Origin of the sequence: Arthrobacter sp. ov118 (genome assembly GCF_900116495.1) — a bacterium.
In the GTDB taxonomy this organism is placed as follows: domain Bacteria; phylum Actinomycetota; class Actinomycetes; order Actinomycetales; family Micrococcaceae; genus Arthrobacter.
This window is the reverse complement of the sequence record NZ_FPAY01000005.1, coordinates 97,585-121,967: the sequence shown is the minus strand read 5'-3', so window position 1 is coordinate 121,967 and position 24,383 is coordinate 97,585. Positions and strand designations below refer to the sequence as shown.

The following is a 24,383-nucleotide window of genomic DNA, read 5'->3' as shown; positions in this document are numbered from 1 at the left end:
GCGCCTGCAGGGCAATCCGCTCCGGAAAGGTGATGACGATGCCCAAAACCTACCCGGCCGGCGTCGCAGATGTTGCCGGGAAGACTTTCGCCGTAAATGTGATGCCGGATGTTTTCGACAAGCGCGATCTGGAGTACCGTCCCCGGCTCGAACTGCTTCCTTGCTCCCTCGATGCGAGGCCGGAAGAACATTTCGTGCTGACGCAGAGCGGCAACTCATGTACCGGGCATGCGGTGGCAGCCATGATCGACACGGTCCTTTCCAAGGGGCCGGACCCCATCATGGCCAGCCCCTACATGATCTATCGGATGGCCCGCCGCTACGATGAATTTGCCGGCGACGAGGACCAAGGCTCATCGCTACGGGGGGCTCTCAAGGGTTGGTACTACCATGGTGTCCTCCCCGTCGACGACTGGCCTTCGCTTGACATCGACCTTGACATTGACCTCGACGTCGACTTGGCCCGAAAGGCGCGACTGCATCCCCTGGGCGCTTTCTACCGGGTCAACGCATTCCGCATCGATGATATGCAGTCGGCGATCAGCGAGCTTCACGCCGTGGCGGCGTCTGCGCTTGTGCACAGCGGGTGGAAAAATCCGGTTTTCGTCGCGCGGGAGGACGGTTCCAAGTACTGCCGGATCGATCGGCCGGACGGATTCCGCCAGCTGGGCGGACATGCGTTTTCGATTGTGGGGTACAACGACGTCGGGTTCCTGGTCCAGAACAGCTGGGGCGAAGGGTGGGGGAAAGGGGGGTTCGCCACGCTGCCGTACGAAGACTGGCTCGATTCCGCCTTTGATGCCTGGGCCGCCCGCCCGGGCGTCCCCTCGGCGGTGAACCTGCTCAAGAACACCAAAGTTGAAACGGCGACGGTGGGCGTGGTGTCCCAGGGCCCCGGTCCGGATCTGGAGAGCCTGAGAAGGCATGTTGTGAACCTGGGCAACAATGGCCGGTTGTCCACAAGGGGACGGTTCATCAGCACTCCGTCCCAGATCGACTGGATCTTCCAGTCCATGAAGGACAGCCATGACCAGTGGCGGGCGGAGTCGGATCCAAGGAGCGGGGATCCGGGACCCCGCCGCATCGTCGTCTACGCCCACGGCGGCCTTACCAATGAGGGCGCGGGTCTCGCCACTGCCCAGTCACAGCTCAACTGGTGGCTTAAGAACGGCGTGTACCCCGTTACGTTCGCGTGGCAAAGCGGCGGGGCCGAAACTTTGACGGACCAGCTGCAGGACGTCATCGGGGATAGGGTGCCGTTTGGCAGCCTGGGGTTTGACTTGGTGGAGCAGGCGGACCGGCTGGTCGAGAAGATTGCAGGGTCACGCCTGGGCTGGATCTGGTCCGAGATGAAGGAGAACGCTGCCGCAGCTTCCGGGGAGCTCCCAGGTCCCGTTGCCTGGCCACCCCGGAGCCCTGCGGACGGAACAGATGCTTCCGGCCTGCCGGGTGGTTCCCTGTTTGCCGACAGGCTGCGTTTGTACGCGGACGCGGTCGACGGCGAGCTCGAAGTGCATCTGGTAGGACACAGCGCTGGTTCCATCTTCACGGCGCATTTGCTCGATCGCCTGCTTGCACTGGGCATCCCGGTGACATCGCTCTCTTGGCTGGCCCCCGCCATTCGGATCGACGACTTTCAGACTTTGGTGGTGCCCCACCTGCGCTCAGGGAGAGTGGGACGTTTTGTCACGTTCGGGCTGAACGAGGCCCAGGAACTTAACGACGTCGTCGGCATGGGCCGGATCAACATCTACCAGAAGTCCATTCTCTATCTTGTATCCCGGGCGCTCGAGAACGGCCGCCGCCCTGGCGAATCGGAGACGCCTCTATTAGGGATCCAGCGCCATGTCGAGAGCTTCGACCTGGCACAGAAATTAGGAGATTTGGAAGCAGACTTTGTTTGGGCGCCGAACGAAGTAGCCCCCGCCAGCCGCTGCACTGCCACCTCTCATTCCGGCATGTGCGAGGACACGCCCACCATGACATCGGTCCTGCTCAGAATCTTGGGCGTGTCCGAGCCGACGCCGAACCTGACGTTCCGCCCCTATGCCTCCCTCAGTGCTCCCGCCAACGACGCTAGGGCAGCCGGTGCGATCCAGATGGTCAATGTGCGGCCGGCAGGGGAGGTCCCGGTGTCCGTAGTGGGCGAGTCCCCGGGGCCAGCCGGCGATGAGCCGCGTCGTTGGGCGCGGTGGTTTAAAGGCCGTCGTCGCCGGTCGAACAGCGAATAGGCGCCGGGCTCTGTTCGGCCTAGTTGCCGGACAGCATCGCTGTAACGACGTAGTAACGGCACCTCGGAACACTTAATTCACTGACCTGAGGTGCTCAGCGGCCCAAAATCCGAGATAGTGCTGGTGCGACATGCACTCTTACCGCCGCCGCCTTCCAAACACGTTTGCCTGGGCGGTCATTTTAGCCTTGCTTCTCGCTGCGTGCGTGGCGATAAACGACGACCGCGGCGGCTCAACCTCCAGCAGGCCCGGCACTTCCGCAAACGCTGGCGCGGACCCATCGGCTGGGGCCAGCACCTCTGACGGGACGGGCCCTGGCGGAGCCGGCAGCAACTCGAGCGGATCTGGTGATGGCGCCGGCGACGGGCCCAACCAGCCGCAACGGCCGGCTCCGGGGGAACAGCCTAGGCCGCCAGCCCCGGGCCAACCGAAGGCGCAGCCAGCCCCGGGCCAGAAACCCCCGCCACAGGCGCCGCGTCAGCCTCCCGCCCAGCCTCCCGGTCCGCGGGCGCCGGGTCAGCCTCCCGCCCAGCCTCCCGTCCCAGGTCAGCCCGCGCAGCCGCCCGCCCAGCCGCCCGGTCCGCCCGCCGCGGGTCAGCCTCCCGTTCGCGAGACCGCCGTGCTCGAGTGGCTGCCGATTGGCCCGGTGGGACGGGATGATCCAATCTGGTACGCGTGGCTAAGGGACAGGGACTGCGACAAGCTCCCGGGATTTGACGAGCCTCTGGATACGATGGAGAAGGCGGCGAAGACGCTGTGCCTGGGTTTGGCCGGTGACCAGGCGGCCTGGGATGTGGGTGCGTCGGCTCTGGAGACGATGCCAGTGCCAACCCTGGGGAATTCTGATTGCTGGTCCGTAGTCGCCTACACGTTGTTGCGCGATGTTGCGTCTTTCCGCAGCCAAAAGCCGGATATGCCGTTCAAGCTTGCCGCTGGCTCAGGCACCGCCTGCCAGCCAGACCTCGAAGCCCTTAAGGACGACGCCGGGGACTCGCCGATTTCCGTCTGCGCCGGTGATGCGCTTGCCCTGGTCGGGACTCTCGGCGGGTTGCCTGCGGGCGCCATCCGTACGGTGAAGGTAGGAACGACGACGGCAGAGGTGCGGCAGCGCAAGAGTTTCGAGGACAAGAATTTCCCATTCGAGTTCTACTTCGAAGCACCGGCTCCCGTGCCGGGGGAGCCGACCACGGTGAACGTCACTGTCGCCGACGCCGATTGGTCCGTAGAGGGATCGGCCTCCTTCGACTATGCAGCGGACCCGAGCACGTGCCCGCCATCGCCGGGGAGCGCCCAATGACCGAGGCCAGCCACGATGAGCGATCCTCGTGGTCCCGGGCCCTTGGGGTCATTTCGGCGATTGGCCCGCCAATCACGGTGGCGACGGCACTGTTGTTCTACTTTGGCTGGGCCCGAGCAGAAGCGCAGGCAGCCCAGATGGGCCTTGACGTGAGCCTGTTTGGGTACGCTGTGCAGGACTACATCCTGATCAGCATTAACGCGCTCTATCTGCCGCTGGTCTGCCTTCTGGCCGTCAGTGTTGTTTGGGTGGCCCTGGACCGCTGGCTGCGCCGCCGAATAGAGGAGGACCGCGACCGGGCGTACATTGTGCGAGCCGCCGGCATCGCGGCCCTGTGCAGTGGGCTCCTGGTCAGCATTAGTCTTCTGCTCGCCATAGTGGAGCCTGCGCAGACTGCGCTCGTCACGCCGTATTTAATGGCCCTGGGCGTGCTCATGGCCACCTGGTGCATTCGTCTCCGCCGCCTGGGCCGGGACGGCAAACTGCCACGGCTCACCACGGAGCAGCGGGCAGTGGAAACCACGCTGGTCTTGAGCATCGTGACGCTGCTGCTCTTCTGGGGAACGGCGGACTATGCCCAGGCCCTGGGCCGTCGGCTGGCAGTGAACTTCGAGCAGGGAGTTCAGTACATGCCCCGGGCGGAGGTCTATTCACTCAAGCCTCTGGGTATCGGCTCGGATGCCGTCGAGGAGGTGAAACTGGGTAGCGGGGACACAGCGCTCTACCGGTATGACGGTCTGCGCCTGCTGGTGCTCAGCGGCGGACGTTTCTTCTTCCTGCATGACGGCTGGACGCCGCGCGATGGAACCGTGATAGTGCTCCCGGACGACAACTCGGTCCGGATCGAGTACAAGAGATAGAGGTCCACGGCCGGCTGTGGCCACTTGAAATGCGACGCCGGCCGTCGCCGGCGCAGAATCAGCGAATCCGGAATTCGAGACGGTTGCTCCTCCTTGGAATCGTCGTCACTAGGGCCTTCTGGCCCGAATTCTAGGGCCAATATCGAGGACGGTCACTGCGCTGCACAAGCATTCGCTTCACAAACCCGTCGGATACGCCGGGACATTGACATCCCTTGCCGAATTGCGGTCCCCTTGTGGCTAGAACTGTTCCAGCTCGCAGTGGCGCTGGATTTGGGGGTACCAATGGGAAGCGGCGACTTATGCCATTTTCAGCTGAGCCTGTTCCAAACGTGGAAACTCCGCAGGGACTCGTGCATCTTGCATGTTGCGGCGCGTCAACAGCGGCTCATCACCGCACTCGCCATCCATGGCCCCCGCCCCCGAAGCTACTTGGTCGGACTCCTCTGGCCGGAGAGTTGCGAGGCTCGGGCAATGGAGAGTCTGCGCGTCAGCATGCACCTGGTTTCACGACAAGTCCCGGGCCTGCTGGTCAACGGGGGCGCCGAGCTGTCACTCAGTGATTTGGTCGACGTCGACTTGCACCGGGTCCGGTCGTGTATGCGGGAGCTCAGCCAATCCGGCGTCGACGGGAAGGCTGCTTCGTCCCTGAACCTCTTACGCGAGGCCGAACTGCTCCCGGGCTGGTACGACGACTGGGTGCTTTTCGAACAGAGCAGATTGCGGCAGGACCGGCTCCACGCGTTCCACATCATTGGCCGCGAATCGCTGGCGCGCGGCGACTTTGAGATTGCCTTGGAAGCATCGGAGGCAGCGCTGGAACTCGAACCGCTCTATGAGAGTGCGGTTGGTTTACTCATTCAGGCTCAAAGGCGGCAGGGCAACAATGCTGCCGCGCTCCGGGCCTTCGAAAAGTATCGAGCCAAGCTGAACGAGGACATGGGCCTGGTGCCGTCAGTGGCCATTCGGCGCCTCGTCGCTGACGTCTTGTAAGAGAGTCCACTTCGGCGGTGCTACCTTTGGCCGGAACCGGCCCAGTTCCTACTCATCAGGGATGCTGTCTAGCCAACGGTTCACCGCTGCGACGACTTCCGCCCGGCCACGAGCATAACTAACCGTAGGTTCGTCACCTTCCGACGATCCAGCGATAATCCGTGCACGGAAGGGTTCGGGACTTTCCGGGTCCCTCCAGACTCGGATTACCAAGGTTGCCTGCGTGGGCGGGCCACCGTTCGGCCCATTCAAGTCATCGGACACTGCCCTGCCCATCCAATCAGCTCCCGTCGATCCGGCCATCAAATAGGGTGATCCGGCTCACCAACGCTGGCACCCTCATCCGTCTGGCACTCTCTCAGACCGAACTCAAGATTTTCTGGTAGTTACCTCGACGTTGGCATGTCTCGTGGGCCGTCCGGAGATTCGCCCCGCAGTGCCTGTACGAGCGAAGGGTGCAAAGCCATTCGCATTGACCGCCCATAACGCGATCGCCGATAGAGTCGAAGCGATGCAAGAACTTCAGAATGCTTCTGACCTGCCCGCGATGGCCCCTGCCACGTTGGGCTCCGATGACGGTACCGATGGGTTTGTCCGGGTGCGCGGCGCCCGCGAGAACAACCTTCGCAACGTGGACGTGGCCGTCCCGCGTGACGCGATCGTCGCCTTCACCGGCGTTTCGGGGTCAGGTAAGTCCTCCCTGGCATTCGGCACAATCTACGCCGAAGCTCAGCGCCGGTACTTCGAATCCGTGGCACCGTACGCCCGCCGCCTGATCCAGCAGGGACACAATCCCAAGGTGGAAATGATCACGGGACTGCCTCCCGCCGTCGCGCTTCAACAGCGCCGCGGCACGCCCAGCAGCCGGTCCACGGTGGGGACGGTGACCACACTGTCCAACTCCCTCCGTATGCTTTTCTCGCGCGCGGGCAGCTACCCGGCGGGTGCCAGTCCGCTGGACTCGGATGCCTTCTCGCCCAACACGGCCGCCGGGGCATGCCCCGAGTGCCACGGCCTCGGTGTTGCGCACACCGTGAGCGAAGCCGCCATGGTTCCCGACCCTTCCCTGAGCATTCGCGGGGGAGCCATCGCGGCCTGGCCGACTGCCTGGCAGGGCAAGAACCTGCGCGACATCCTCATTCACCTCGGCTACGACGTGGACACCCCCTGGCGGAAGCTGCCAAGGAAGCACCGTGACTGGATCCTTTTCACGGAGGAACAGCCCGTAGTGGAAATCACGCCTCAGCGGGACCGTGTGGCCAAGCCGTACAAGGGCCGCTTCTGGAGCGCCAAGAGCTACGTGCTGCACACCCTCGCCGATTCCAAGAGCAACACGATGCGCGAGCGGGTGCTCCGGTTCATGGAGACCGGCCCCTGCCCGCGGTGCGCCGGCAGCGGACTCACGCCAGAGGCCCTGGCCGTAACCTTCGCCGGCAGGACCATCGCCGAACTCAATGCGGTTCCCCTGGCCGAGCTGGCGGACATGATCCGCCCGACCACCGAGTTGAAGGATGCCGGAACCGCCTCGCGCAAGCTGACGCCCGGCCAGCAGTCATCGGGCGAAGGCAACGGGGTGGCTGTCGCCATCACGCGCGACCTCCTCCAGCGGATCACGGTCCTGCTGGATCTTGGGCTTGGCTACCTCGCCTTGGGCCGGCAGACACCCACCCTCTCCCCGGGCGAGATGCAGCGCCTTCGGATCGCCACGCAGCTCCGCTCGGGGCTGTTCGGGGTGGTCTATGTGCTGGACGAGCCCTCTGCCGGGCTGCACCCCGCTGACGCCGAGCCCCTCCTGGCAGTACTGGAGCAGCTCAAGTCCTCCGGCAATTCCGTGTTCGTGGTGGAGCACAACATGGACATTGTCCGCCACGCCGACTGGCTCGTGGACGTCGGCCCGCGTGCCGGGGAAGGCGGCGGCGAAGTGCTGTACAGCGGCCCCGTGGCCGGCCTCGCCGCCGTCGGGGCCTCCGTCACACGCCCGTTCCTCATGCCGGATGGATCCAGGAGCGGTGATCACGACGGCGGCAGTACCGGCGGCGGTTACCGCACCGGCGCCCCTGACAGCAGCGTCCGTACCAGCCGCCGTCGGGAGCCCGGAGGCTGGCTGGAGCTGAGCGACATCACCCGCCACAACCTCCGCGGCCTTGACGCCTCCTTCCCGTTGCAGGTCCTGACCGCGGTAACCGGAGTCTCCGGCTCGGGCAAGTCGACGCTGGTCAGTCACGTTCTGGCCGATGTGGTTGGATCGGAACTTCACGGCGACGGCGCCACCGCTGACACCGATGAGGACCAGGCCATCAACGCCGGCGATCCCGGCACACCGCTGAGCGTCGGAACCGTGACCGGCTTGCACCAGGTGGACCGGCTGGTAACAGTGGACCAGAAACCCATCGGCCGCACGCCCCGGTCCAATCTGGCCACCTACACAGGACTCTTCGATGCCGTGCGCAAGGAGTTCGCTGCCACGGACGAGGCGCGGGCCCGCGGATACGGGGCCGGGCGCTTCTCCTTCAACGTGGCCGGCGGGCGCTGCGAAACCTGCCAGGGCGAGGGGTTCGTGGCCGTGGAGCTGCTGTTCCTGCCGGGCAGCTACGGTCCATGCCCGGGATGCCGCGGTTCGCGCTACAACCCTGAAACCCTTGAAATCACCTATCGCGGCAGGAACGTTGCCGACGTCCTGGGCATGACAGTGGACGCGGCCGCTGGATTCCTCAAGGACGTTCCCTCAGCTGCCCGCAGCCTTCAGACACTCCGGGACGTCGGGCTGGGCTATCTGCGGCTCGGGCAGCCCGCCACAGAACTCTCCGGCGGCGAGGCCCAGCGCATCAAGCTCGCCACCGAGCTGCAACGGGCACGCCGCGGTCACACGCTGTACCTGCTGGATGAACCCACCACGGGCCTGCATCCGGCCGACATCCAGCTGCTCATGGCACAGCTGCACGGGCTCGTCGACGCGGGAAACACGGTGGTCGTGGTGGAACACGAAATGGATGTTGTGGCTGCAGCAGACTGGGTGATCGATCTCGGCCCGGCCGGCGGTGACGCCGGTGGCAAAATCATCGCGGCCGGGACACCCACCACCGTCGCGGGATCCAGGGAGAGCCGCACGGCGCCGTACCTCGCCGCCGCGTGCCAGATTGGGCAATGACAGACTTCGGTGACATACTTCGGGCTCCTGGTGCATAAGGTCCGGTGTTGCCCTTGCATACTCAGGTGTAGCCTGATATAAGTCACCAGCAATGGTGCTGGTGCTGACCAAGGAGTCGTGCCATGAGTATCGAATCAAGCTCCGCGGCGGGGACCGTTCCGGGAAGTGGTCGCAGGGCTGAAAATCTCCTACCAAACCAAAGCAGTGTGTCGCCACAGGCGAGCATGAGCCCACCCTTTGCCGATCCGGCGGCTCTAGGTCTGGGCGCTTTCGCCTTGACCACGTTCGTCCTCAGTGTCATCAATGCCGGCCTGATCCCGAAAACAGTCGAACCCGTAGTCTTCGGACTTGCTCTGTTCTACGGCGGCATGGCCCAGTTCGCCGCCGGGATCTGGGAATTTGCCAACCGCAACGTCTTTGGCGCCACGGCCTTTTGCTCATACGGGGCCTTCTGGCTCTCCTTCTGGTTCTTGAGCCAGTTCAGCGCGGGCGGCCTTCCGCCAGCGGATGCCAGCAAAGGAGTCGGCCTTTACCTTCTGGCCTGGGCAATCTTTACCGCGTACATGACCATTTCCGCGTGGCGCGTCAGCATGGGGGTCTTTGCCGTATTCGTCTTCCTGACCCTGACCTTTATTGCGCTATTTCTCGGCGCCTTCTCCGGGGCAACCGGGCTGACAGTGCTGGGCGGCTGGCTGGGCATCGTGACGGCGCTTGTTGCCTGGTACTGCTCCTGCGCGGTGGTCGCTAACTCCACCTACAAACGGACTGTGCTTCCTGTGGGACGACGGTGACAGGCTATGGCCGCAGACCCAACAGAATCGGATGAGACCCTCGCAAACCTGTTGCACGAACAGCGGCGCTTTCCTCCCGACGCCGGTTTTTCCGCCCAAGCCAACGCCACGCCGTCGGACTATGAGGAAGCCGACGGCGACAGGCTGGCGTTTTGGGCGCGGCAGGCGGAACGGCTCGACTGGTCCGAAAAATGGAGCGAAGTCCTGGACTGGTCCAACCCGCCATTCGCCAAATGGTTCGTCGGGGGCAGGCTCAATGCCGCCTACAACTGCCTCGACCGGCATGTTGCTGCCGGCCGCGGCGACAAGGTTGCCTACTACTTTGAAGGCGAAGCCGGGGACACCCGCACCATCACCTATGCCCAGCTCACCCACCTTGTCTGCCAGGCAGCGAACACGCTGACCGACTTGGGCGTCACGTCCGGGGACCGGGTGGCCATTTACATGCCCATGATTCCGGAGACCGTCGTGGCGATGCTGGCCTGTGCGCGCATTGGGGCGCCGCACACAGTCGTGTTCGGCGGGTTCTCTGCGGACGCCCTCCGGACCCGGATCCACGACTGCGATGCGCGGATCGTCATCACCTCCGACGGCGCCTACCGCCGCGGCAAGGCCAACGGGTTGAAGTCCGCCGTCGACGAGGCCCTGCTGGACTGCCCGGACGTCCGCAACGTCCTGGTGGTCCGGCGCACGGGCCAGGAGGTCGACTGGACACCGGACCGCGATATTTGGTGGCACGAGTCGGTGGAACTGGCTTCCGCCGATCACGACGCCGAGGCCTTCGACGCCGAACATCCCCTGTACGTGATGTACACCTCGGGCACCACGGGAAAGCCCAAGGGCATCCTGCACACCACCGGTGGCTACCTCACGGCGTGTGCCTACACCCACTGGGCAGTGTTCGACCTCAAGGCTGAGTCCGATATTTTCTGGACAGCCGCGGACATTGGCTGGGTTACCGGGCACAGCTACATCGTGTACGGGCCCTTGGCCAACGGTGCTACTTCAGTCCTGTACGAGGGCACGCCGGACACCCCGCACCAGGGCCGCTGGTGGGAGATCATCGACAAGTACAAGGTCTCGATCCTCTACTGCGCCCCGACCGCCATCCGGACGTTCATGAAATGGGGCGCCCAGATACCGGCCAAGTACAGCCTCGAGAGTCTGCGACTGATCGGCACCGTGGGCGAACCGATCAACCCGGCTGCCTACATCTGGTACCGGGAGAACATTGGGCACAACCAAACGCCCGTCGTGGACACGTGGTGGCAGACGGAGACCGGAGCCATCATGATCAGTCCGCTCCCGGGAATAACGGCAGGTAAACCGGGCGCCGCCATGAGGGCACTGCCCGGGGTGGTGGCCGACGTCGTCAATGACGCGGGCGCACCGGTTGCTAACGGGTCCGGCGGCTATCTGGTCCTGAGAGAGCCCTGGCCATCCATGCTGCGCACCATCTGGGGCGACAACGACCGGTACGTGGAGACGTACTGGGCACGGTTCCCGGGGCTCTACTTTGCGGGGGACGGCGCGAAGAAGGACGAGGACGGGGATATCTGGCTTCTCGGCCGGGTGGACGACGTGATGAACGTGGCCGGACACCGGCTTTCGACGACGGAAATCGAATCGGCGCTCGTCGCCCACCCTAAAGTCGCCGAAGCCGCCGTCGTCGGAGCCCTCGACGAAACCACCGGGCAGGCCATCGTCGCCTTCGTCATCCTGCGCAGCGAGGTGGGCGACGGCGGACCGGAGGTCGTGGAGGAGCTGAGGGAACATGTGGCCAAGGAAATCGGCAAGATCGCCCGGCCCCGGCAGATCATGGTGGTAGCCGAGCTGCCTAAAACCCGGTCCGGCAAGATCATGCGACGCCTCCTCAAAGACGTGGCGCAGGACAGGCCGGTCGGGGATGTCACCACCTTGGCGGACTCGTCAGTCATGGAGCTGATCAAGGCCGGCATGCCGGGCGGCGCCGGCGCGGGGCAGTAGTTGGTGCGGGTTGGGTGAAAGGAAGACAGGGCGGTTTCGGCCGTGCAGGAGGGAGCGATGACTGATCGTATGGGCCGGGTGGTTTGCGACATCACCGTTACGGCCGACGGATACTCGGCCGGGCTCAACCAGACGGAGCAACGCCCGTTCGGTGACGACGGCGGCGACGGCTCCGGTGACGGGCTGCACGCCTGGATGTTCAGAACTCCCGACGAGAACCGGGCGGAGATCGATCAGATTATCGCCGCCAAAGCGTTCATCATGGGGCGCAACATGTTCGGCCCGGTGCGCGGTGAGTGGGATCGGCAGTGGAACGGCTGGTGGGGCGACGATCCGCCCTTCCACGCCCCCGTCTTCGTGCTCACGCACCACGCGCGCGAACCGCAGCCGATGGACGGCGGCACCACGTACCACTTCGTCACTGACGGAATCGAGTCGGCACTGGCACAGGCGCGCGTTGCGGCCGGTGACGGCGATGTCGCGATCGGGGGCGGCGCCACCACCATTAACCAGTACCTCGCCGCCGGACTGGTCGACGAGCTGCGGGTGCACATTGCGCCGCTCACGTTCGGCGCCGGCACCCGGCTGTTTGAGGGCGTACCGCCACTGAAACTCGAGCAGGTGAAGTCGCGGCCAGCGAGCCTGGTCACGCACGTGACCTACCGCGTGCTGCCCTGAGCTGGGCGGCGCTGTCGGTACGACAGATCTGGCGGCCGCCCGTCGCAGTCGATCGGGCCGGCGGCGCCGAAACCCTGCGGTCTAGCTCCGCAACGCCGCCAACGCCTCCGCCAAGGGCATGTGCAGCGCGGGGCCGTGGCCGGGCAGAATGATGGAGGCCTCGATGCCGTCCAGGCGGTGGATTGCGGCCAGCGCGGCTGTGGCGTCCGTGTGGTACATCGGGTGAAGCATCTGGGGTCCGGTTTTTCGGCTGAGCGGATGGCCGCTGACAAACGAATCACCGACGGCGATGACTCCGGCAACAGGCAGCAGGATTGCGACGTTGCCTGGCGTGTGGCCCGGTAGCGGGATCGCTGCGGGGGAGCCGGGCAGGCTCCGGAGCTCCTCCGCGTCCCATGCCCGGGCCTCCGGGGAAGGCTTCGCCGTGAGGGCGCCGGCCTTGATGACGTGGATCATCCAGCGGAAGACGCGGGGGCGCCAGGCCCGGACGAAGACCTGCCCGAACGTGACTTGGTGCTTTTCCTTCCCCTGGACGTGGGCCACTTCCTCCGGGGCGCACAGAATCGGTGTCCCGTACGATCTGGAGAAATGAGCCGCAGAGCCGGTGTGGTCCACGTGACCGTGCGTGATCAGCATGGCCCGGGCGTCAGCCGGCTGCAGGCCCAGATAGCGGAGGGAGTCAAGGACCAGAGGACGGTCGGCGGGATAACCGCTGTCAACGAGTATGAAGCCAGTCTGGTCGCGGACCACGACCCAGTTGGAGGCTGGTCCTTCGGCGAGATAGACGCCGTGCGCCTGCTCGGAAACGTTGATCGCGGGGTTCCACTGATTGGTTGGGTGCTGCACCCGGTACATCCTAGTTAACTCGCTGGTCCACAGCCTCTTGAACGGCTGATCGCCGAGGATTAGCATGGCCGGCACGGGCGTCGGTGGCGCACCGGTACGGTGCGGCAGCAAGGAGACGGCCATGGGCGGGACAAGTGCAAAGACGCCATCAGCGTTCCTGTTGGTCGACCTGATCATCTCCCTTGACGGGTATGCATCCGCCGAGGGGTGGCCCGGCTGGTGGGGTCTGGAGGGGCCGGAATACCTGGCGTGGCTGGAGCAGGAGGGGGAGAAGGGCTACACCTTCCTTCTGGGGGCGAAAACCTATCGGCTGATGTCCAACATGTCGCGGGAGGCCGCCGCCGGGGACCCGGGATTCTCCAAGGATGAGGGGGCCAGCCTGACCGGCCTTGCGGCCATGCCCAAGGTCGTCTTCTCCTCCAGCCTGCAGGCGCCCCTGACTTGGCCGAACTCGAAGCTGGTCACCGGCGACGCGGTTGAGGCCGTGCGGGAGATGAAACGGACCGGGACCGGCCCCTTAAGCACCCTCGGCAGCCTCAGCCTCTGCCGGTCGCTGCTGACCGCTGGCCTCGTGGACCGGTTCCGATTGGTTATCTTCCCGGTGATCACCGGCCGAACTGGCAGCGAACGGATCTACGACGGCTATCCTGACGTCGCGCTCCAGATGGTGGACAGCAGGACCTTCGACGGCCGGCTCCAGCTGCTCGAGTACATCCCCACCGTGCTCAACGGTCCGCCGGGCAGCAGACCTTCGTGAGCCAATCGGCCTGGAATCCTTCGGTCAGCGCACCGCGGAGTTGCTCCACGGGCATCGCTAAAGCACGAACAGCTACACGAGCGGCCACGGGTGACGCCTGCCGCTGTGATCCACCGGCAGTACACCCTCGCGCAGCAGGCGCTGCACCCGGCGCTGCACGGCGGTGACCTCGGCGTCGTCGAGGAGATCGGCGACGTCGGAAGGCACGGCGTCGGCCAGCGGCATCATGTCCTCGAGCAGGGCAGGGGGGATGGGCTCGCCCGCGAAGTCCCAGATCACCGTCCGTAGTTTGAAGTCTGCGGAAAAGCACAGCCCGTGGTCGATGCCCCACACGTGGCCATCGTCGCCGCGCAGCACGTGCCCGCTCTTGCGGTCGGTGTTGTTGGTGATGCAGTCGAACAGGGCGATCTGCGCCAAAACGGCATGGGTCTCGGGGGAGCCGGCGTACAGCGTGAAGTAGTGCTCACGCACGTCACCCTCGATGAACCACTGCAGCGAGCCGACCCCCAGAGGTGAGTCCTCGCGGATCACCGTCGGCGGCACAATCGCCCATTCAAGGTGTTCGCTGAGCAGGTACGCGGCGCGTTCCCGCCGGTACAGCCCGGGCTCAAAATCGATCAGCGGCCGTTCCCCGGCCTCCGGCTTATAGACCGCCCAGGCCGAGTCGTCTCCGCAGGAGAGCTGGACCAGGAACGTCGCGTTGCTGCTGTGCGGAATTCGCCCGAGCAGTTCGACGCGGCCATCGACCAGCAGCGTCAGTTCCCGGCCGGGCTCTTCCTCCTTCACCGTTCTTTCCATCTCACGGTGCCCGCATCACGGTGCCCGCAGCCCGCTCAAGGGTTCCAGAGTCGAGTTCACCGTGAGCACCGCCGGTGACTGGCCTTCCGCGTAGGAGATGACCGATACGGAGCCAGGGCTGACGACGATCCGTTGGAAGAGGTCAAGATGCGTCCCCAAGGCGTGGGAGACGGCGGCCTTGATTGGGTCGGCGTGGGAGAAACAGACGACGACGCCGCCGGCATGGGCGGTGCGCAACTCCTCAAGTGCACCGACCATTCGCGCCTGCATCTGCTGGAAGCTTTCCCCGCCCGGGAAGCTGAACTCAGACGGGGTGTGCTGCACGCTCTGCCACTCCGGCAGGCGTGCGATTTCGGCGAGCGTGGCCCCGGTCCACTCCCCGAAGTCGCATTCGATCAGGCCGGCATGGAGGATCACGTTACGCCCGGTGCAGGCGGCCGCCGGCGCTGCCGTCTCACGGGCACGCTCCAGTGGCGAGGAGTAGATGGCGTCGACCGGAAGACCTGCGAGTCGTTCCGCCACCCGTTCAGCCTGGACCCGGCCGCGATCCGACAGGTGGAGTCCCGCAGCGCGCCCGGGCAGCACCATGCCCGTGGTGGGCGTCTGTCCGTGCCGCACCAGAAGGAGCAGGGTGCTCGGCGGTGTTGGCGGTGCCGAAGCCGTTGCTTCAGTCATGAGCACAAGCGTAGCGGCAGGGGCCCCCGCCCGAGCTTGCGAGGGATGGGGTAGCCGCGTAGCGGTAGCGGCAGGGGCCCCCGCCCGAGCTTGCGAGGGATGGGGGTGGCCGCGGAGCGGTAGCGGCAGCGTTCGCGCGTCTGGAAATCGTGGAACGCTCGATTCAGCGCGGGTACGAGGACTACGGTGGTGGTGTGAGTAATCGTCCCGATGTCTTCACCGTTGGAGAGTTGCGCGCAGCCGGCCACGTCCACAAGGACCTGCGCCACGAGATCCGCGACAATCTCCTCGCCGCGCTCGCCGCTGACCGCGATCCGTGGCCCGGCATGTTCGGTTTCAGCCGGACCGTGCTGCCCCAGTTGGAGCGTGCCCTGATTGCCGGCCACGACGTCGTCCTGCTGGGGGAGAGGGGACAGGGCAAGACACGGCTCCTGCGCACCCTGGTCGGACTGCTCGACGAGTGGTCGCCGGTGATCGAGGGGTCGGAACTGAACGAGCATCCGTACGAACCGATCACGGAGCAGTCCCGGGCCCGTGCGCTCGCCGAAGGGGACCGGCTGCGCGTGGACTGGCGCCACCGCTCGGAACGCTATGTCGAAAAGCTCGCCACCCCGGACACCTCCGTTGCGGACCTGATTGGCGACGTCGACCCCATGCGGGTTGCTGAGGGCCGCCGGCTCGGCGACCCGGAAACCATTCACTACGGTCTTGTCCCGCGTTCCAACCGCGGCATCGTGGCCATCAACGAACTGCCCGACCTCGCCGAGCGGATCCAGGTGGCGATGCTAAATGTCATGGAGGAGCGGGACATCCAGATCCGCGGCTACGTGTTGCGGCTGCCGCTGGACGTGCTGGTGGTCGCCTCCGCCAACCCCGAGGATTACACCAACCGCGGCCGGATCATCACGCCCCTGAAGGACCGGTTCGGGGCCGAAATCCGTACCCACTACCCGATAGAGCTGGATGACGAGGTCGCGGTCATCCGGCAGGAGGGGCGGCTGGTGGCCGACGTCCCCACCATTCTCCTGGAGATCCTGGCCCGCTACACCCGTGCGCTTCGGCAGTCCCCGGCCATTAACCAGAGCTCCGGCGTCTCGGCGCGCTTCGGCATCGCCGGGGCCGAGACTGTGGCAGCGGCGGCGCTGCGCCGGGCCGCCGTGCGCGGGGAGGACGTGGCGGTCGCGAGGATCGTCGACCTGGAGAGTGCCGTCGACGTCCTCTCGGGCAAGATCGAGTTCGAATCGGGCGAGGAGGGGCGTGAACAGGCCATTCTTGACCATCTGGTGCGCACAGCCACTGCCGAAGCCGTGCGGGAACATTACCGCGGTCTCGACTTCGGCCCGCTCGTGGCGGCGCTCGACGGCCACAGGACCGTGACCACCGGGGAAGAAGTCACCGCGCGGGAGTTCCTCGAAAATCTCCCCGCCCTCAACGGTTCCAGCCTTTACGACGAGATCGGCGCGCGGGCGGATGCGAAGAACGACGGCCAGCGGGCGGCCGCCATCGAACTGGCACTGGAAGGTCTCTACCTCGCCCGGCGGATCTCAAAGGAGTCCGGCGACGGGGAGACGATCTACGGCTAAAGATCAACGACAGCATTAGCGCAGGAGAGACAGCACATGGGCGCTCACAACCGGTCCTCCCGGTACGGCCGGTACGCCGGCGGACCGGATCCGCTGGCGCCGCCGGTGGACCTGGCCGAGGCGCTGGACGCGATCGCCGAGGACGTCATGGCCGGCTACTCGCCCCGGAACGCGCTGCAGGAGTTCCTGCGGCGCGGCGGCCGGAACCGTGAGGGCCTGGACGACCTCGCCGGCCGCGTCCAGCAGCGCCGGCGTAATCTGCTCGGCCGGCACCGGCTGGACGGCACGCTCAGCGAGGTCCGGAAGCTGCTCGACACCGCCGTGCTGGACGAGCGCAAGCAACTGGCCCGGGACACCATGATGGACGACACGAACCGCTCTTTCCGGGAGATGCAGCTGCAGAACCTGCCCGCTTCCACGGCGGCGGCAGTCAACGAGCTCGCCTCCTATGACTGGCAGTCGAGCACTGCACGGGAGGCCTACGAGCGGATCAAGGATTTGCTGGGCCGGGAAGCCCTTGACCAGCGGTTCGCCGGCATGAAACAAGCGCTCGAGAACGCCACGGACGAGGACCGCGCCGCCGTGAACGGGATGCTGCGCGACCTCAACGAGCTGCTCGACAAGCACCGGCGCGGCGAGGACACCGACGAGGACTTCCAGGACTTCATGGCGCGGCACGGGCAATTCTTTCCAGAGAACCCGGAATCTGTCGAGGAACTGATCGACGCCCTGGCACAGCGCGCGGCCGCGGCCCAGCGGCTCCTGCAATCCATGTCCCCGGAGCAGCGCGATGAGCTGATGCGTCTTTCGGCGCAGGCATTCGGCTCGGCCGAACTGATGGCCCAGCTCGACCAGCTCGATTCCAGCCTGCGCGCGCTGCGTCCCGGTGAGGACTGGGCCGGCTCCGAACGTTTCGAGGGCCAGGAGGGGCTCGGGCTGGGTGACGGCACGGGCGTGCTGCAGGACATCGCCGAACTCGACCAATTGGCCGAGCAGCTCTCCCAGTCCTACAGCGGATCCACCCTCGATGACTTGGATCTGGACGCCCTGGCACGCCAGCTGGGCCAGAACGCCGCCGTGACCGCCCGCACCCTCGCGGAGATCGAACGGGCCATGCAGGACGGCGGCTACCTGCGGCGGGGCGCCGGCGGCGATCTGCGGTTGTCCCCACAGGCCATGCGGCGGCTGGGGAAGTCGCTGCTACGCGACACTGCCAGGCAACTGTCCGGCCGGCAGGGTCGCCGGGACACGCGCGTGGCCGGGGCCGCCGGCGAGCAGGTCGGCTCCAGCCGCGAGTGGCAGTTCGGCGACGCCGAACCGTGGGACGTCACCCGCACCATAACGAACGCCATCCGCCGCACGATGGCCGATGGCGGTGATCCGAGCCGCGGCCTGCGCCTTGGTGTGGGGGACATCGAGGTGGCGGAAACGGAGGCGCGGACGCAGGCCGCCGTCGCCCTGCTTGTCGATGTGTCGTTCTCCATGGCCGCGGAGGGGCGGTGGGTGCCGATGAAGCGCACCGCGCTGGCCCTGCACCACCTTGTCTCGACCCGCTTCCGCGGCGACCGGCTCCAGCTGATCACGTTCGGCCGCTACGCGCAGTCCATGGACATCGGTGAGCTCACGGCCCTGCCGGTGATGCGGGAACAGGGAACAAACCTGCATCACGGCCTGCTGCTGGCCAATCGATTCTTCCGCCAGCACCCGTCCATGCAGCCCCTCCTCCTGGTGGTGACCGACGGCGAACCCACAGCGCACCTGTTGCCGGACGGTGAGTCCTGGTTTTCCTGGCCGCCGGACCCGGAGACGATCCGCATCACGGTGGCGGAACTGGACCGCCTGGGGCGCGCGGGCGTGCAGGCCACGTTCTTCCGGTTGGGCGAGGACCCCGGCCTGGAACGGTTTGTCCAGCGGATGGCCCGGCGCATCGACGGCAGGGTGGTGGCGCCCGACGTCGGGGACCTGGGGGCCGCCGTCGTCGGGGAGTACCTCCGCGCTCACTTCCACGGCCCGTACGACGACGCCGACTGGAGCCCTTAGCCGGCCAACGCCCGAAAGAGCGGCCACCACGGTCCGCTGCCGAGGCACTCAAAAATCTGAACTGTAACGTCCGGGTAACAGCTCTTTTTGATGATCTGTTTAGGCCCGGCAAATCCCTCCCAGGTTCTGCGCCCTGGTGCAAACATCCGGGCTGATACGGCTCCATGCCAGAAAGGGGAGGACAATGACTGACCTGAAGGATGATTGGACCCGTGCGGAGGGAAATGGCCCACGAAAACGAATCTGGGTCCAACACGTGGCCGTCGAAACTGACAAGCTGCAGATCCGGGTGGACGCAGCCCGGGCCAGAGGAAATTTGACCAAGTCGCAGGAAGTCATCGCCGACGGTATCTGCCGGTTCATTGGAAGGGCCCGCGCTGCCGCCTTCCGAGATGATCCCATTCCCGGGCGCTTGGCCAACTGGTGGCGGGGAACTCTGGTAGAGGCTGCCTACCGGAACATGCACACAGCCCGAGCGCAGTTGATCGATCTGTATGACAAGGCAGAGCTGAGGGCCGAAATCCCGATGGTCGTGGCCCGGGCCAATGCGACCTTGCACAGGGACGACCCGCGGCGTATCACCATTCCAGATTTGGAGGCGGAGTCCACCGAAGTCCAACGGTCCCGAATGCGGCGCGTGATAGGTGACAGCTATGAAAACTTAGACCTCAAACATGCACAGCTCCGCAGCTTCCGCAATATCCTGCTTATCGCTGCGACCTTTATCGCCGTCGGCGTGGCCGCGACCCTCGTAGTGGTGTACACCAACCCCTATCTGATTCCCCTCTGCTTCCCCAAGCAAATAATCTCGAGCGCGGAAGGCGCACTCACCACGGTTAGTGGCATGTCTTGCCCAACCAGCTCGGGAAGTCAGGCATCCCCGGGCAGCGCGGACATCCTCGTCGTAGCTCTTCTCGGAGGATTGGGTGGCGCAGTCGCTGCCAGCCTGTCGATCCGCAACCTGAAAGGAACCTCCGAGCCCTACGACGTGCCGGTCGCATTGGCGTTTCTGAAGGTACCGCTGGGCGCGCTGACAGCCATACTGGGCCTGATCGCGATACAGGGCAACTTCGTCCCCGGGCTGTCGGTCCTGGACTCACAAGGGCAGATCCTGGCCTACGCCCTCGTCTTTGGATTCGCCCAGCAGGCGCTGTCCAGATCGCTGGACAAGAGGGCGCAGACGATTCTGGAGGGACTGCCTGGAGGCACAGCCAACGAACCGGCGCCACCTGGCTCAGGCAAGCTGCTGCGTCCCACCGAATCGCCAGCGGTGCCCGAACCGTCAACTGTCGCGGCGCTGGCCCCGTGAGGCGCTGGCCAGCGGAACGGGGGGAATCAGGTTCTGCGATTTCCAGCTGCTACGCAGTTACTCGTTTGGCAGCTTCAGTTGGCCCTCGTCGGCGATCGTTGCCTTTGACTCGTTGGTAAGAGTGACATTGATGTTGTAGGCGCCGGTTCTCTTCAGATCAGGCACCCAAATCTCGGCGACACCCGCATCATGTTGCGTCGACGGGACGATTCTGTATGCCAGATTTTCGGCTCGCCAACTCTCCGATACGTCAACACCGTCCAGGGACCAGGTCAAGAGTAGTGGGACACCGGCTACTCCCTCGAGGTCGAGTCCAACCGCGACCGTCCATCCCATCGGTTCGCTGCCGGCATTGGAGGGTTGGCTACCGTCTTTGGTTTCTATTTCGGCCAGCGCTTGTTTCAGCTCTGCGGCCAGCTGTTCTGGTGAGTGAGGCTGGCCCTTGTCGTCGACGCGCTCCAATGTTGTACTCCGACTCGCCCACTTAGACGCGTCAGGTGCCACGCCGTCCTCCACGAGTTGCTTCTCCACGGCCGAGCGGGCGTTTTCCGAGGGAATCTCCGGAATCCGACCTTTCGCCGGCGTCGGTTGGATTGTCGGCGTTCCCGTTCTGGGTACCGGGAGAGTGACCGCAGGCGATGGCGTACCAGCGGGCGTCGGTTTGGGGATGGCGGTGAGTATTGCAGTAAACCCGATTCTCGTGGGTGCCGACGTGCCGGGCTTAGCGGGCTGTGTCAAAACGGGGGGAAGAAGGGTCGGCATGGCTGCGCCGACATGTATCAGGGGCAGTGAATCAGCTTGCTTTCTGATTTCGAGATTCACTGCGTGGGCGGCTCCCCTGAGGGTAAGATTTTTACCCAATCCCTCGATCGGGAAGTCAGCAAGCGGCGTCCTTTTGGTAATGGTCACCGATTTTATCGTTGCCAGGTCAGCAGGGTCCACGAAGAAGCGATCCCATAGGGCCAAAATGCTCCCCAGGGCGGCTGCTATAGTTCCTGCGCCAATTAGGAGTGTTTTGCCGCGTCGATACCAAGGAGTGACGGTGTCCGGTTGGCTTATGCGTTGAGTTGTGCGCGGGACTTCCCTTGGGACGTCGCCGCTGCCCGCGGTAGAACCGCTGTCTTTCGGCAGCGTGTGCACTGAAGAAACGGGAGTGCGCATGTACTTTATCGACGCTGTCGGCATGGTCGAGTCATTACAATAAAAGCGCAGTTTGATCTTGCCGAACTGCAGGAGATCACCATTTTGAAGTGGTGTTGGACCATCAATTTTTCCCGCGTTTATCCATGTCCCGTTTAGTGATCCCAAATCGGCGATGGTCGCCTGGCCGGCAGCGCACTTGAGGAGAGCATGCCGCCGGCTTACGCCCTCGTATCGCAGAACGATTCCGGCCGCGCTCCCGCTGCCTATCACCGCTTCGCCTTCAGGGACGAGAAAAGTGGTGCCCGGCTTTTCACCGTTGACGATGAGGAGTTTAAGGTCGGAGCACTCGTCCATCATGTCTCCTCGAAACAAACCAAAGCCGCCCTATCAGACCTGGCTGGCCCTCAGCGAGACCCGCCCGCGGCCCCACGCAGTGGGCGCCACCCGTCACATTGTCAGGCAACGGGCAGGCTCCAGTGACGCTGAACTTGTTAGCGCCTCTTATCAGTGCCTTTTGAAGGCGTCTTTGATTTTTTCGCCGGCCTGCTTCAGGTCGGCTTTTTTCTGCTGGCTCTTGCCCTCGGCCTTCAAGCCGTTGTTGCCGGTGGCGTCGCCGGTGGCTTCTTTGCCTTTGCCGTGGAGTTTCTCGGCGGCGTTGTGAATCTTGTCTCCCAAACCCATGATGGTTCTCCTTACTGGGCCGCTCCCGCGGCGCGCATGCCGCGGACGCCGGTAATTAATTGTAGGGACGAAGCCGTAGAGAATGGGGGCCAATATGCTGGGCGTGCACCGGGCTTAGGCTGGCCCGGACGCTTTTGCGGCTTTGGCGGCGGCCTTGGCAGCCTGCTTGCTGGCACGGACCTTTGTCAGCGACTCCGGGTCCACGATGTCGGCGACCGAAAGAAAGGCACCTTCCTGGCCGTAATGGCCGGCAGCCTCCCGCCAGCCCTCCGCCTGGAGTCCGCACTGCTTCCCGAGCAGTGCCAGGAAGATCTTTGCCTTTTGTTCGCCGAATCCGGGCAGTTCTTTCAACCGGTGGAGCACTTCCTGCCCATCGGGGTTGTCCTGGGTCCAGATGGCCGTTGCATCCCCATCCCATTCGCGCTGTACGGTCTCGGCAAGGGCCTGCACGCGGCTTGCCATGGAGCCGGGGAACCGGTGGACGGCCGGACGCTCCTTGAACATCTCAACGAAGGCCGCCGGGTCGTATTCGGCGATCGCAGCAGGATCCATGGACCCCGTGCGGGTTCTGATCTTTTCGGGCCCGGCGAACGCCGACTCCATGGTCACCTGCTGGTCAAGCAGCATGCCCGTCAGCAGTGCGAACGCGTTATCGCCGAGAAGTTTATCCGCGGCGGGGTCGCCAGTTATGTGCAGTTCCATGCGCCCATCCTGCCACCTGACGTGCTCCTCAATCACCCCACATTGAGCATGGACCCGATCCTCGAACAGGCTGGGCGGGGCTTGCTGGGCCTTGGATTCACGATTCCGGCGTTCTAGCCCCGGCCTGGCCGGCGGCACGGCGTTGCGGAAAGGCAAAGCGGTCAAGGTCATTAGCGGCAGCCACCACGGCTCCGCCGGAGCGGCTCCGGGCCTGCTCGGCCAGCGGGGCCACGTCGCCGTAGCGCGACGAAAAGTGGGTGAGGACCAGGGTCCCCGCGCCGGCTGATGCTGCCAGCTCGCCCGCCTGCCCCGCTGTGAGGTGGCGGAACTGCGAGGCGAGGCCGACGTCGTCGTCGCTGAAGGTGCACTCGGTGACAAGCAAGTCGGCACCCTCCGCCAGTTCCTCCGCGCCCTGGCACGGCGCGGTATCCATGACGAACGCGAATCGTTGGCCGGGCCGCGGGACGCTCACCTCCGACAGGCTGACGCCGCCCAGGCTCCCAACACGCTCCAGGCGGCCGACGTCGGGACCCGCTATCCCGGCTGCCGCGAGCCGGTCCGGAAGAAACGTGCGGGCGTCGGGCTCAACGAGCCGGTAGCCGTAGGCTTCGATGCGGTGATTCAATGCCCGGACGTAGAGGCCCGGGGCGATTGGCTCGGCAGCCCTGTGGCCGGGGCCCGCGTGTTCGATGCCACCATAGGCAAAGCCGCCGTGCGGGTGCAGCCGCAGATCGATCCCAGGAGTGGCGACGGACACGAGAGCCCGGACCACGTCCTCGCCGGAGGCAGGGTAGTGCAGGTGGACGGGGTGGTCGACCCTGTCGAGGGCCATGCGGGAAAGGACGCCCGGCAGGCCGTAGCAGTGGTCGCCGTGCACATGTGTCAGGCAGATCCGCGCGATCCGGGAGGCGCCGACACCGGCGTGGATCATCTGCCGCTGCGTGCCCTCACCGGGATCGAAGAGTATGTCCTCATCATCCCAGCGCAGCAGGTACCCGTTGTGGTTCCGGGTCCGGGTGGGGACCTGCGAGGCGGTGCCGAGGACGACGAACTCACGCATGAAGCCCAGTCTGCCACTCGTCACCTGGCAGGTCAGCGGGGAACCCCCGGATGCTTCGCCGTTGGCTCAGTATATGAAGATTGGCAGCCAGTCCGGGTTGTGTGCGTGAACCAGCGCGAGGAACAGAACGAAGTCGAAAATCAAGTGCACTGTGACCACATAGGTGAAGGACTTCGTCAATCTGAAGGTGTAACCCTGCAGCAGCGCGAACGGGAACGTCAGCAGGGGCCCCCAGGCCTGATAGCCGATCTCCCAGAGGAAAGACGAGAAAACCACGGCTTGCAGGATATTGGCCAGCCAGTCTGGGAAGTGCTGCCGCAGCAGCGTGAACGTGGTGCAGATGAAGAACAACTCGTCCCAGATTCCAACAGCGTTCACCCCGAGAAAGAGCCGCCAAAAGGTGGTCGCATCGGATGGGTCCGGCCAGTTTTGGTAGACCCCAGTGCTGATCAAGTACACAGGCAGAATGAAGTATCCGAGCGCTGCCACGCCGATCAGGTACAGCTTCGCGGTCAACGGCCACCTACGGCCGGTGTTTACCGGAAACCTGATGATCCTCTCGCCATAAACGAACCGCGACACCAGCCACGGCACCAGTACGGCCAAGGAAAGGGCGCCACCCATGAGGGCCATGTGCTGGATGCTCAAGTCAGCGTTCAGCGGAACCAGGCTGATAACGAACATTCCTGCCGCCACCAGCGCGAGGTGCCGCAGCAACCCCCGGTCAATGAAAGCCGCGGTGAGCAGACCCAGGGCCAGCACGCCGTAGCCGAGGGGGTTGTTCTCGACGCCGAACAGCAGCACC

At 65.0% G+C, this 24,383-nt stretch carries 20 protein-coding genes; 12 read left to right on the top strand and 8 right to left on the bottom strand.

Going from position 1 to position 24,383, the window contains the following annotated elements; translation table 11 throughout:
• Nucleotides 1–38: 38 nt before the first annotated feature.
• The 8 genes from BM372_RS11545 (at nucleotide 39) to BM372_RS11510 (ending at nucleotide 11,984) form a co-directional block, all read left to right on the top strand.
• The gene (locus BM372_RS11545) at nucleotides 39–2,231 is read left to right on the top strand and encodes a C1 family peptidase (RefSeq protein WP_143111466.1); all 2,193 of its coding nucleotides are present in this window, start codon (nucleotides 39–41) and stop codon (nucleotides 2,229–2,231) included.
• Nucleotides 2,232–2,850: 619 nt separating this feature from the next.
• Nucleotides 2,851–3,528, top strand: a complete 678-nt coding sequence (locus tag BM372_RS11540; RefSeq protein ID WP_143111465.1) for a hypothetical protein — start codon at nucleotides 2,851–2,853, stop codon at nucleotides 3,526–3,528.
• Nucleotides 3,525–4,388 carry a hypothetical protein gene (locus BM372_RS11535; protein ID WP_090955596.1) on the top strand — a complete coding sequence of 288 codons (864 nt, stop codon included), beginning with the start codon at nucleotides 3,525–3,527 and terminating at the stop codon, nucleotides 4,386–4,388. The genes BM372_RS11540 and BM372_RS11535 overlap by 4 nt, the downstream gene beginning before the upstream one ends.
• Nucleotides 4,389–4,862: 474 nt before the next feature.
• Nucleotides 4,863–5,381 (top strand): bacterial transcriptional activator domain-containing protein, encoded by a 519-nt coding sequence (locus BM372_RS11530; protein WP_256214212.1) that lies wholly within the window; start codon nucleotides 4,863–4,865, stop codon nucleotides 5,379–5,381.
• A 547-nt stretch (nucleotides 5,382–5,928) separates the two neighbouring features.
• The gene (locus BM372_RS11525; protein WP_256214224.1) at nucleotides 5,929–8,529 is read left to right on the top strand and encodes an excinuclease ABC subunit UvrA; all 2,601 of its coding nucleotides are present in this window, start codon (nucleotides 5,929–5,931) and stop codon (nucleotides 8,527–8,529) included.
• Nucleotides 8,530–8,651: 122 nt separating this feature from the next.
• On the top strand, nucleotides 8,652–9,320 hold the full coding sequence (locus BM372_RS11520) for an acetate uptake transporter (protein ID WP_256214211.1): 669 nt from the start codon (nucleotides 8,652–8,654) through the stop codon (nucleotides 9,318–9,320).
• Nucleotides 9,321–9,326: 6 nt separating this feature from the next.
• Nucleotides 9,327–11,306, top strand: a complete 1,980-nt coding sequence (gene acs / locus BM372_RS11515) for an acetate--CoA ligase (RefSeq protein ID WP_090955325.1) — start codon at nucleotides 9,327–9,329, stop codon at nucleotides 11,304–11,306.
• Between the two features lie 57 nt (nucleotides 11,307–11,363).
• The gene (locus BM372_RS11510; RefSeq protein WP_177235975.1) at nucleotides 11,364–11,984 is read left to right on the top strand and encodes a dihydrofolate reductase family protein; all 621 of its coding nucleotides are present in this window, start codon (nucleotides 11,364–11,366) and stop codon (nucleotides 11,982–11,984) included.
• Nucleotides 11,985–12,065: 81 nt separating this feature from the next.
• On the opposite strand, the gene BM372_RS11505 is transcribed toward BM372_RS11510, so the two are convergent.
• Nucleotides 12,066–12,797: an MBL fold metallo-hydrolase gene (locus tag BM372_RS11505; RefSeq protein WP_090955595.1), complete on the bottom strand. Its 732-nt coding sequence runs from the start codon at nucleotides 12,795–12,797 to the stop codon at nucleotides 12,066–12,068.
• 154 nt (nucleotides 12,798–12,951) lie between these two features.
• Between BM372_RS11505 and BM372_RS11500 the strand changes: the two genes are divergently transcribed.
• Nucleotides 12,952–13,587 (top strand): dihydrofolate reductase family protein, encoded by a 636-nt coding sequence (locus BM372_RS11500; RefSeq protein ID WP_090955592.1) that lies wholly within the window; start codon nucleotides 12,952–12,954, stop codon nucleotides 13,585–13,587.
• Nucleotides 13,588–13,659: 72 nt separating this feature from the next.
• Here the strand turns inward: BM372_RS11500 and BM372_RS11495 are convergent, their stop codons facing one another.
• Both BM372_RS11495 and BM372_RS11490 read right to left on the bottom strand, forming a co-directional pair.
• Nucleotides 13,660–14,385: an SCO1664 family protein gene (locus tag BM372_RS11495; protein ID WP_090955321.1), complete on the bottom strand. Its 726-nt coding sequence runs from the start codon at nucleotides 14,383–14,385 to the stop codon at nucleotides 13,660–13,662.
• A 15-nt stretch (nucleotides 14,386–14,400) separates the two neighbouring features.
• Nucleotides 14,401–15,060, bottom strand: a complete 660-nt coding sequence (locus BM372_RS11490; protein WP_090955590.1) for an MSMEG_4193 family putative phosphomutase — start codon at nucleotides 15,058–15,060, stop codon at nucleotides 14,401–14,403.
• A 194-nt stretch (nucleotides 15,061–15,254) separates the two neighbouring features.
• Between BM372_RS11490 and BM372_RS11485 the strand changes: the two genes are divergently transcribed.
• The 3 genes from BM372_RS11485 (at nucleotide 15,255) to BM372_RS11475 (ending at nucleotide 19,992) form a co-directional block, all read left to right on the top strand.
• On the top strand, nucleotides 15,255–16,643 hold the full coding sequence (locus tag BM372_RS11485; protein WP_090955588.1) for a sigma 54-interacting transcriptional regulator: 1,389 nt from the start codon (nucleotides 15,255–15,257) through the stop codon (nucleotides 16,641–16,643).
• Nucleotides 16,644–16,679: 36 nt separating this feature from the next.
• Entirely contained in the window at nucleotides 16,680–18,683 is a 2,004-nt protein-coding gene (locus BM372_RS11480; RefSeq protein WP_090955319.1) for a vWA domain-containing protein, read from the top strand.
• A gap of 184 nt (nucleotides 18,684–18,867) precedes the next feature.
• The gene (locus BM372_RS11475; protein WP_090955317.1) at nucleotides 18,868–19,992 is read left to right on the top strand and encodes a hypothetical protein; all 1,125 of its coding nucleotides are present in this window, start codon (nucleotides 18,868–18,870) and stop codon (nucleotides 19,990–19,992) included.
• A gap of 57 nt (nucleotides 19,993–20,049) precedes the next feature.
• On the opposite strand, the gene BM372_RS11470 is transcribed toward BM372_RS11475, so the two are convergent.
• The 5 genes from BM372_RS11470 to BM372_RS11450 all read right to left on the bottom strand — a co-directional run bounded on the left by BM372_RS11470 (nucleotide 20,050) and on the right by BM372_RS11450 (nucleotide 24,382).
• Nucleotides 20,050–21,492 carry an FHA domain-containing protein gene (locus tag BM372_RS11470; protein ID WP_090955315.1) on the bottom strand — a complete coding sequence of 481 codons (1,443 nt, stop codon included), beginning with the start codon at nucleotides 21,490–21,492 and terminating at the stop codon, nucleotides 20,050–20,052.
• Between the two features lie 147 nt (nucleotides 21,493–21,639).
• Nucleotides 21,640–21,816, bottom strand: a complete 177-nt coding sequence (locus BM372_RS11465) for a CsbD family protein (RefSeq protein WP_090955314.1) — start codon at nucleotides 21,814–21,816, stop codon at nucleotides 21,640–21,642.
• A gap of 114 nt (nucleotides 21,817–21,930) precedes the next feature.
• On the bottom strand, nucleotides 21,931–22,518 hold the full coding sequence (locus BM372_RS11460; RefSeq protein ID WP_090955313.1) for an HhH-GPD-type base excision DNA repair protein: 588 nt from the start codon (nucleotides 22,516–22,518) through the stop codon (nucleotides 21,931–21,933).
• A 97-nt stretch (nucleotides 22,519–22,615) separates the two neighbouring features.
• On the bottom strand, nucleotides 22,616–23,578 hold the full coding sequence (locus BM372_RS11455; protein ID WP_090955310.1) for a ribonuclease Z: 963 nt from the start codon (nucleotides 23,576–23,578) through the stop codon (nucleotides 22,616–22,618).
• A 66-nt stretch (nucleotides 23,579–23,644) separates the two neighbouring features.
• Nucleotides 23,645–24,382 (bottom strand): CPBP family intramembrane glutamic endopeptidase, encoded by a 738-nt coding sequence (locus BM372_RS11450; RefSeq protein ID WP_256214208.1) that lies wholly within the window; start codon nucleotides 24,380–24,382, stop codon nucleotides 23,645–23,647.
• Between the last annotated feature and the right edge of the window lies 1 nt (nucleotide 24,383).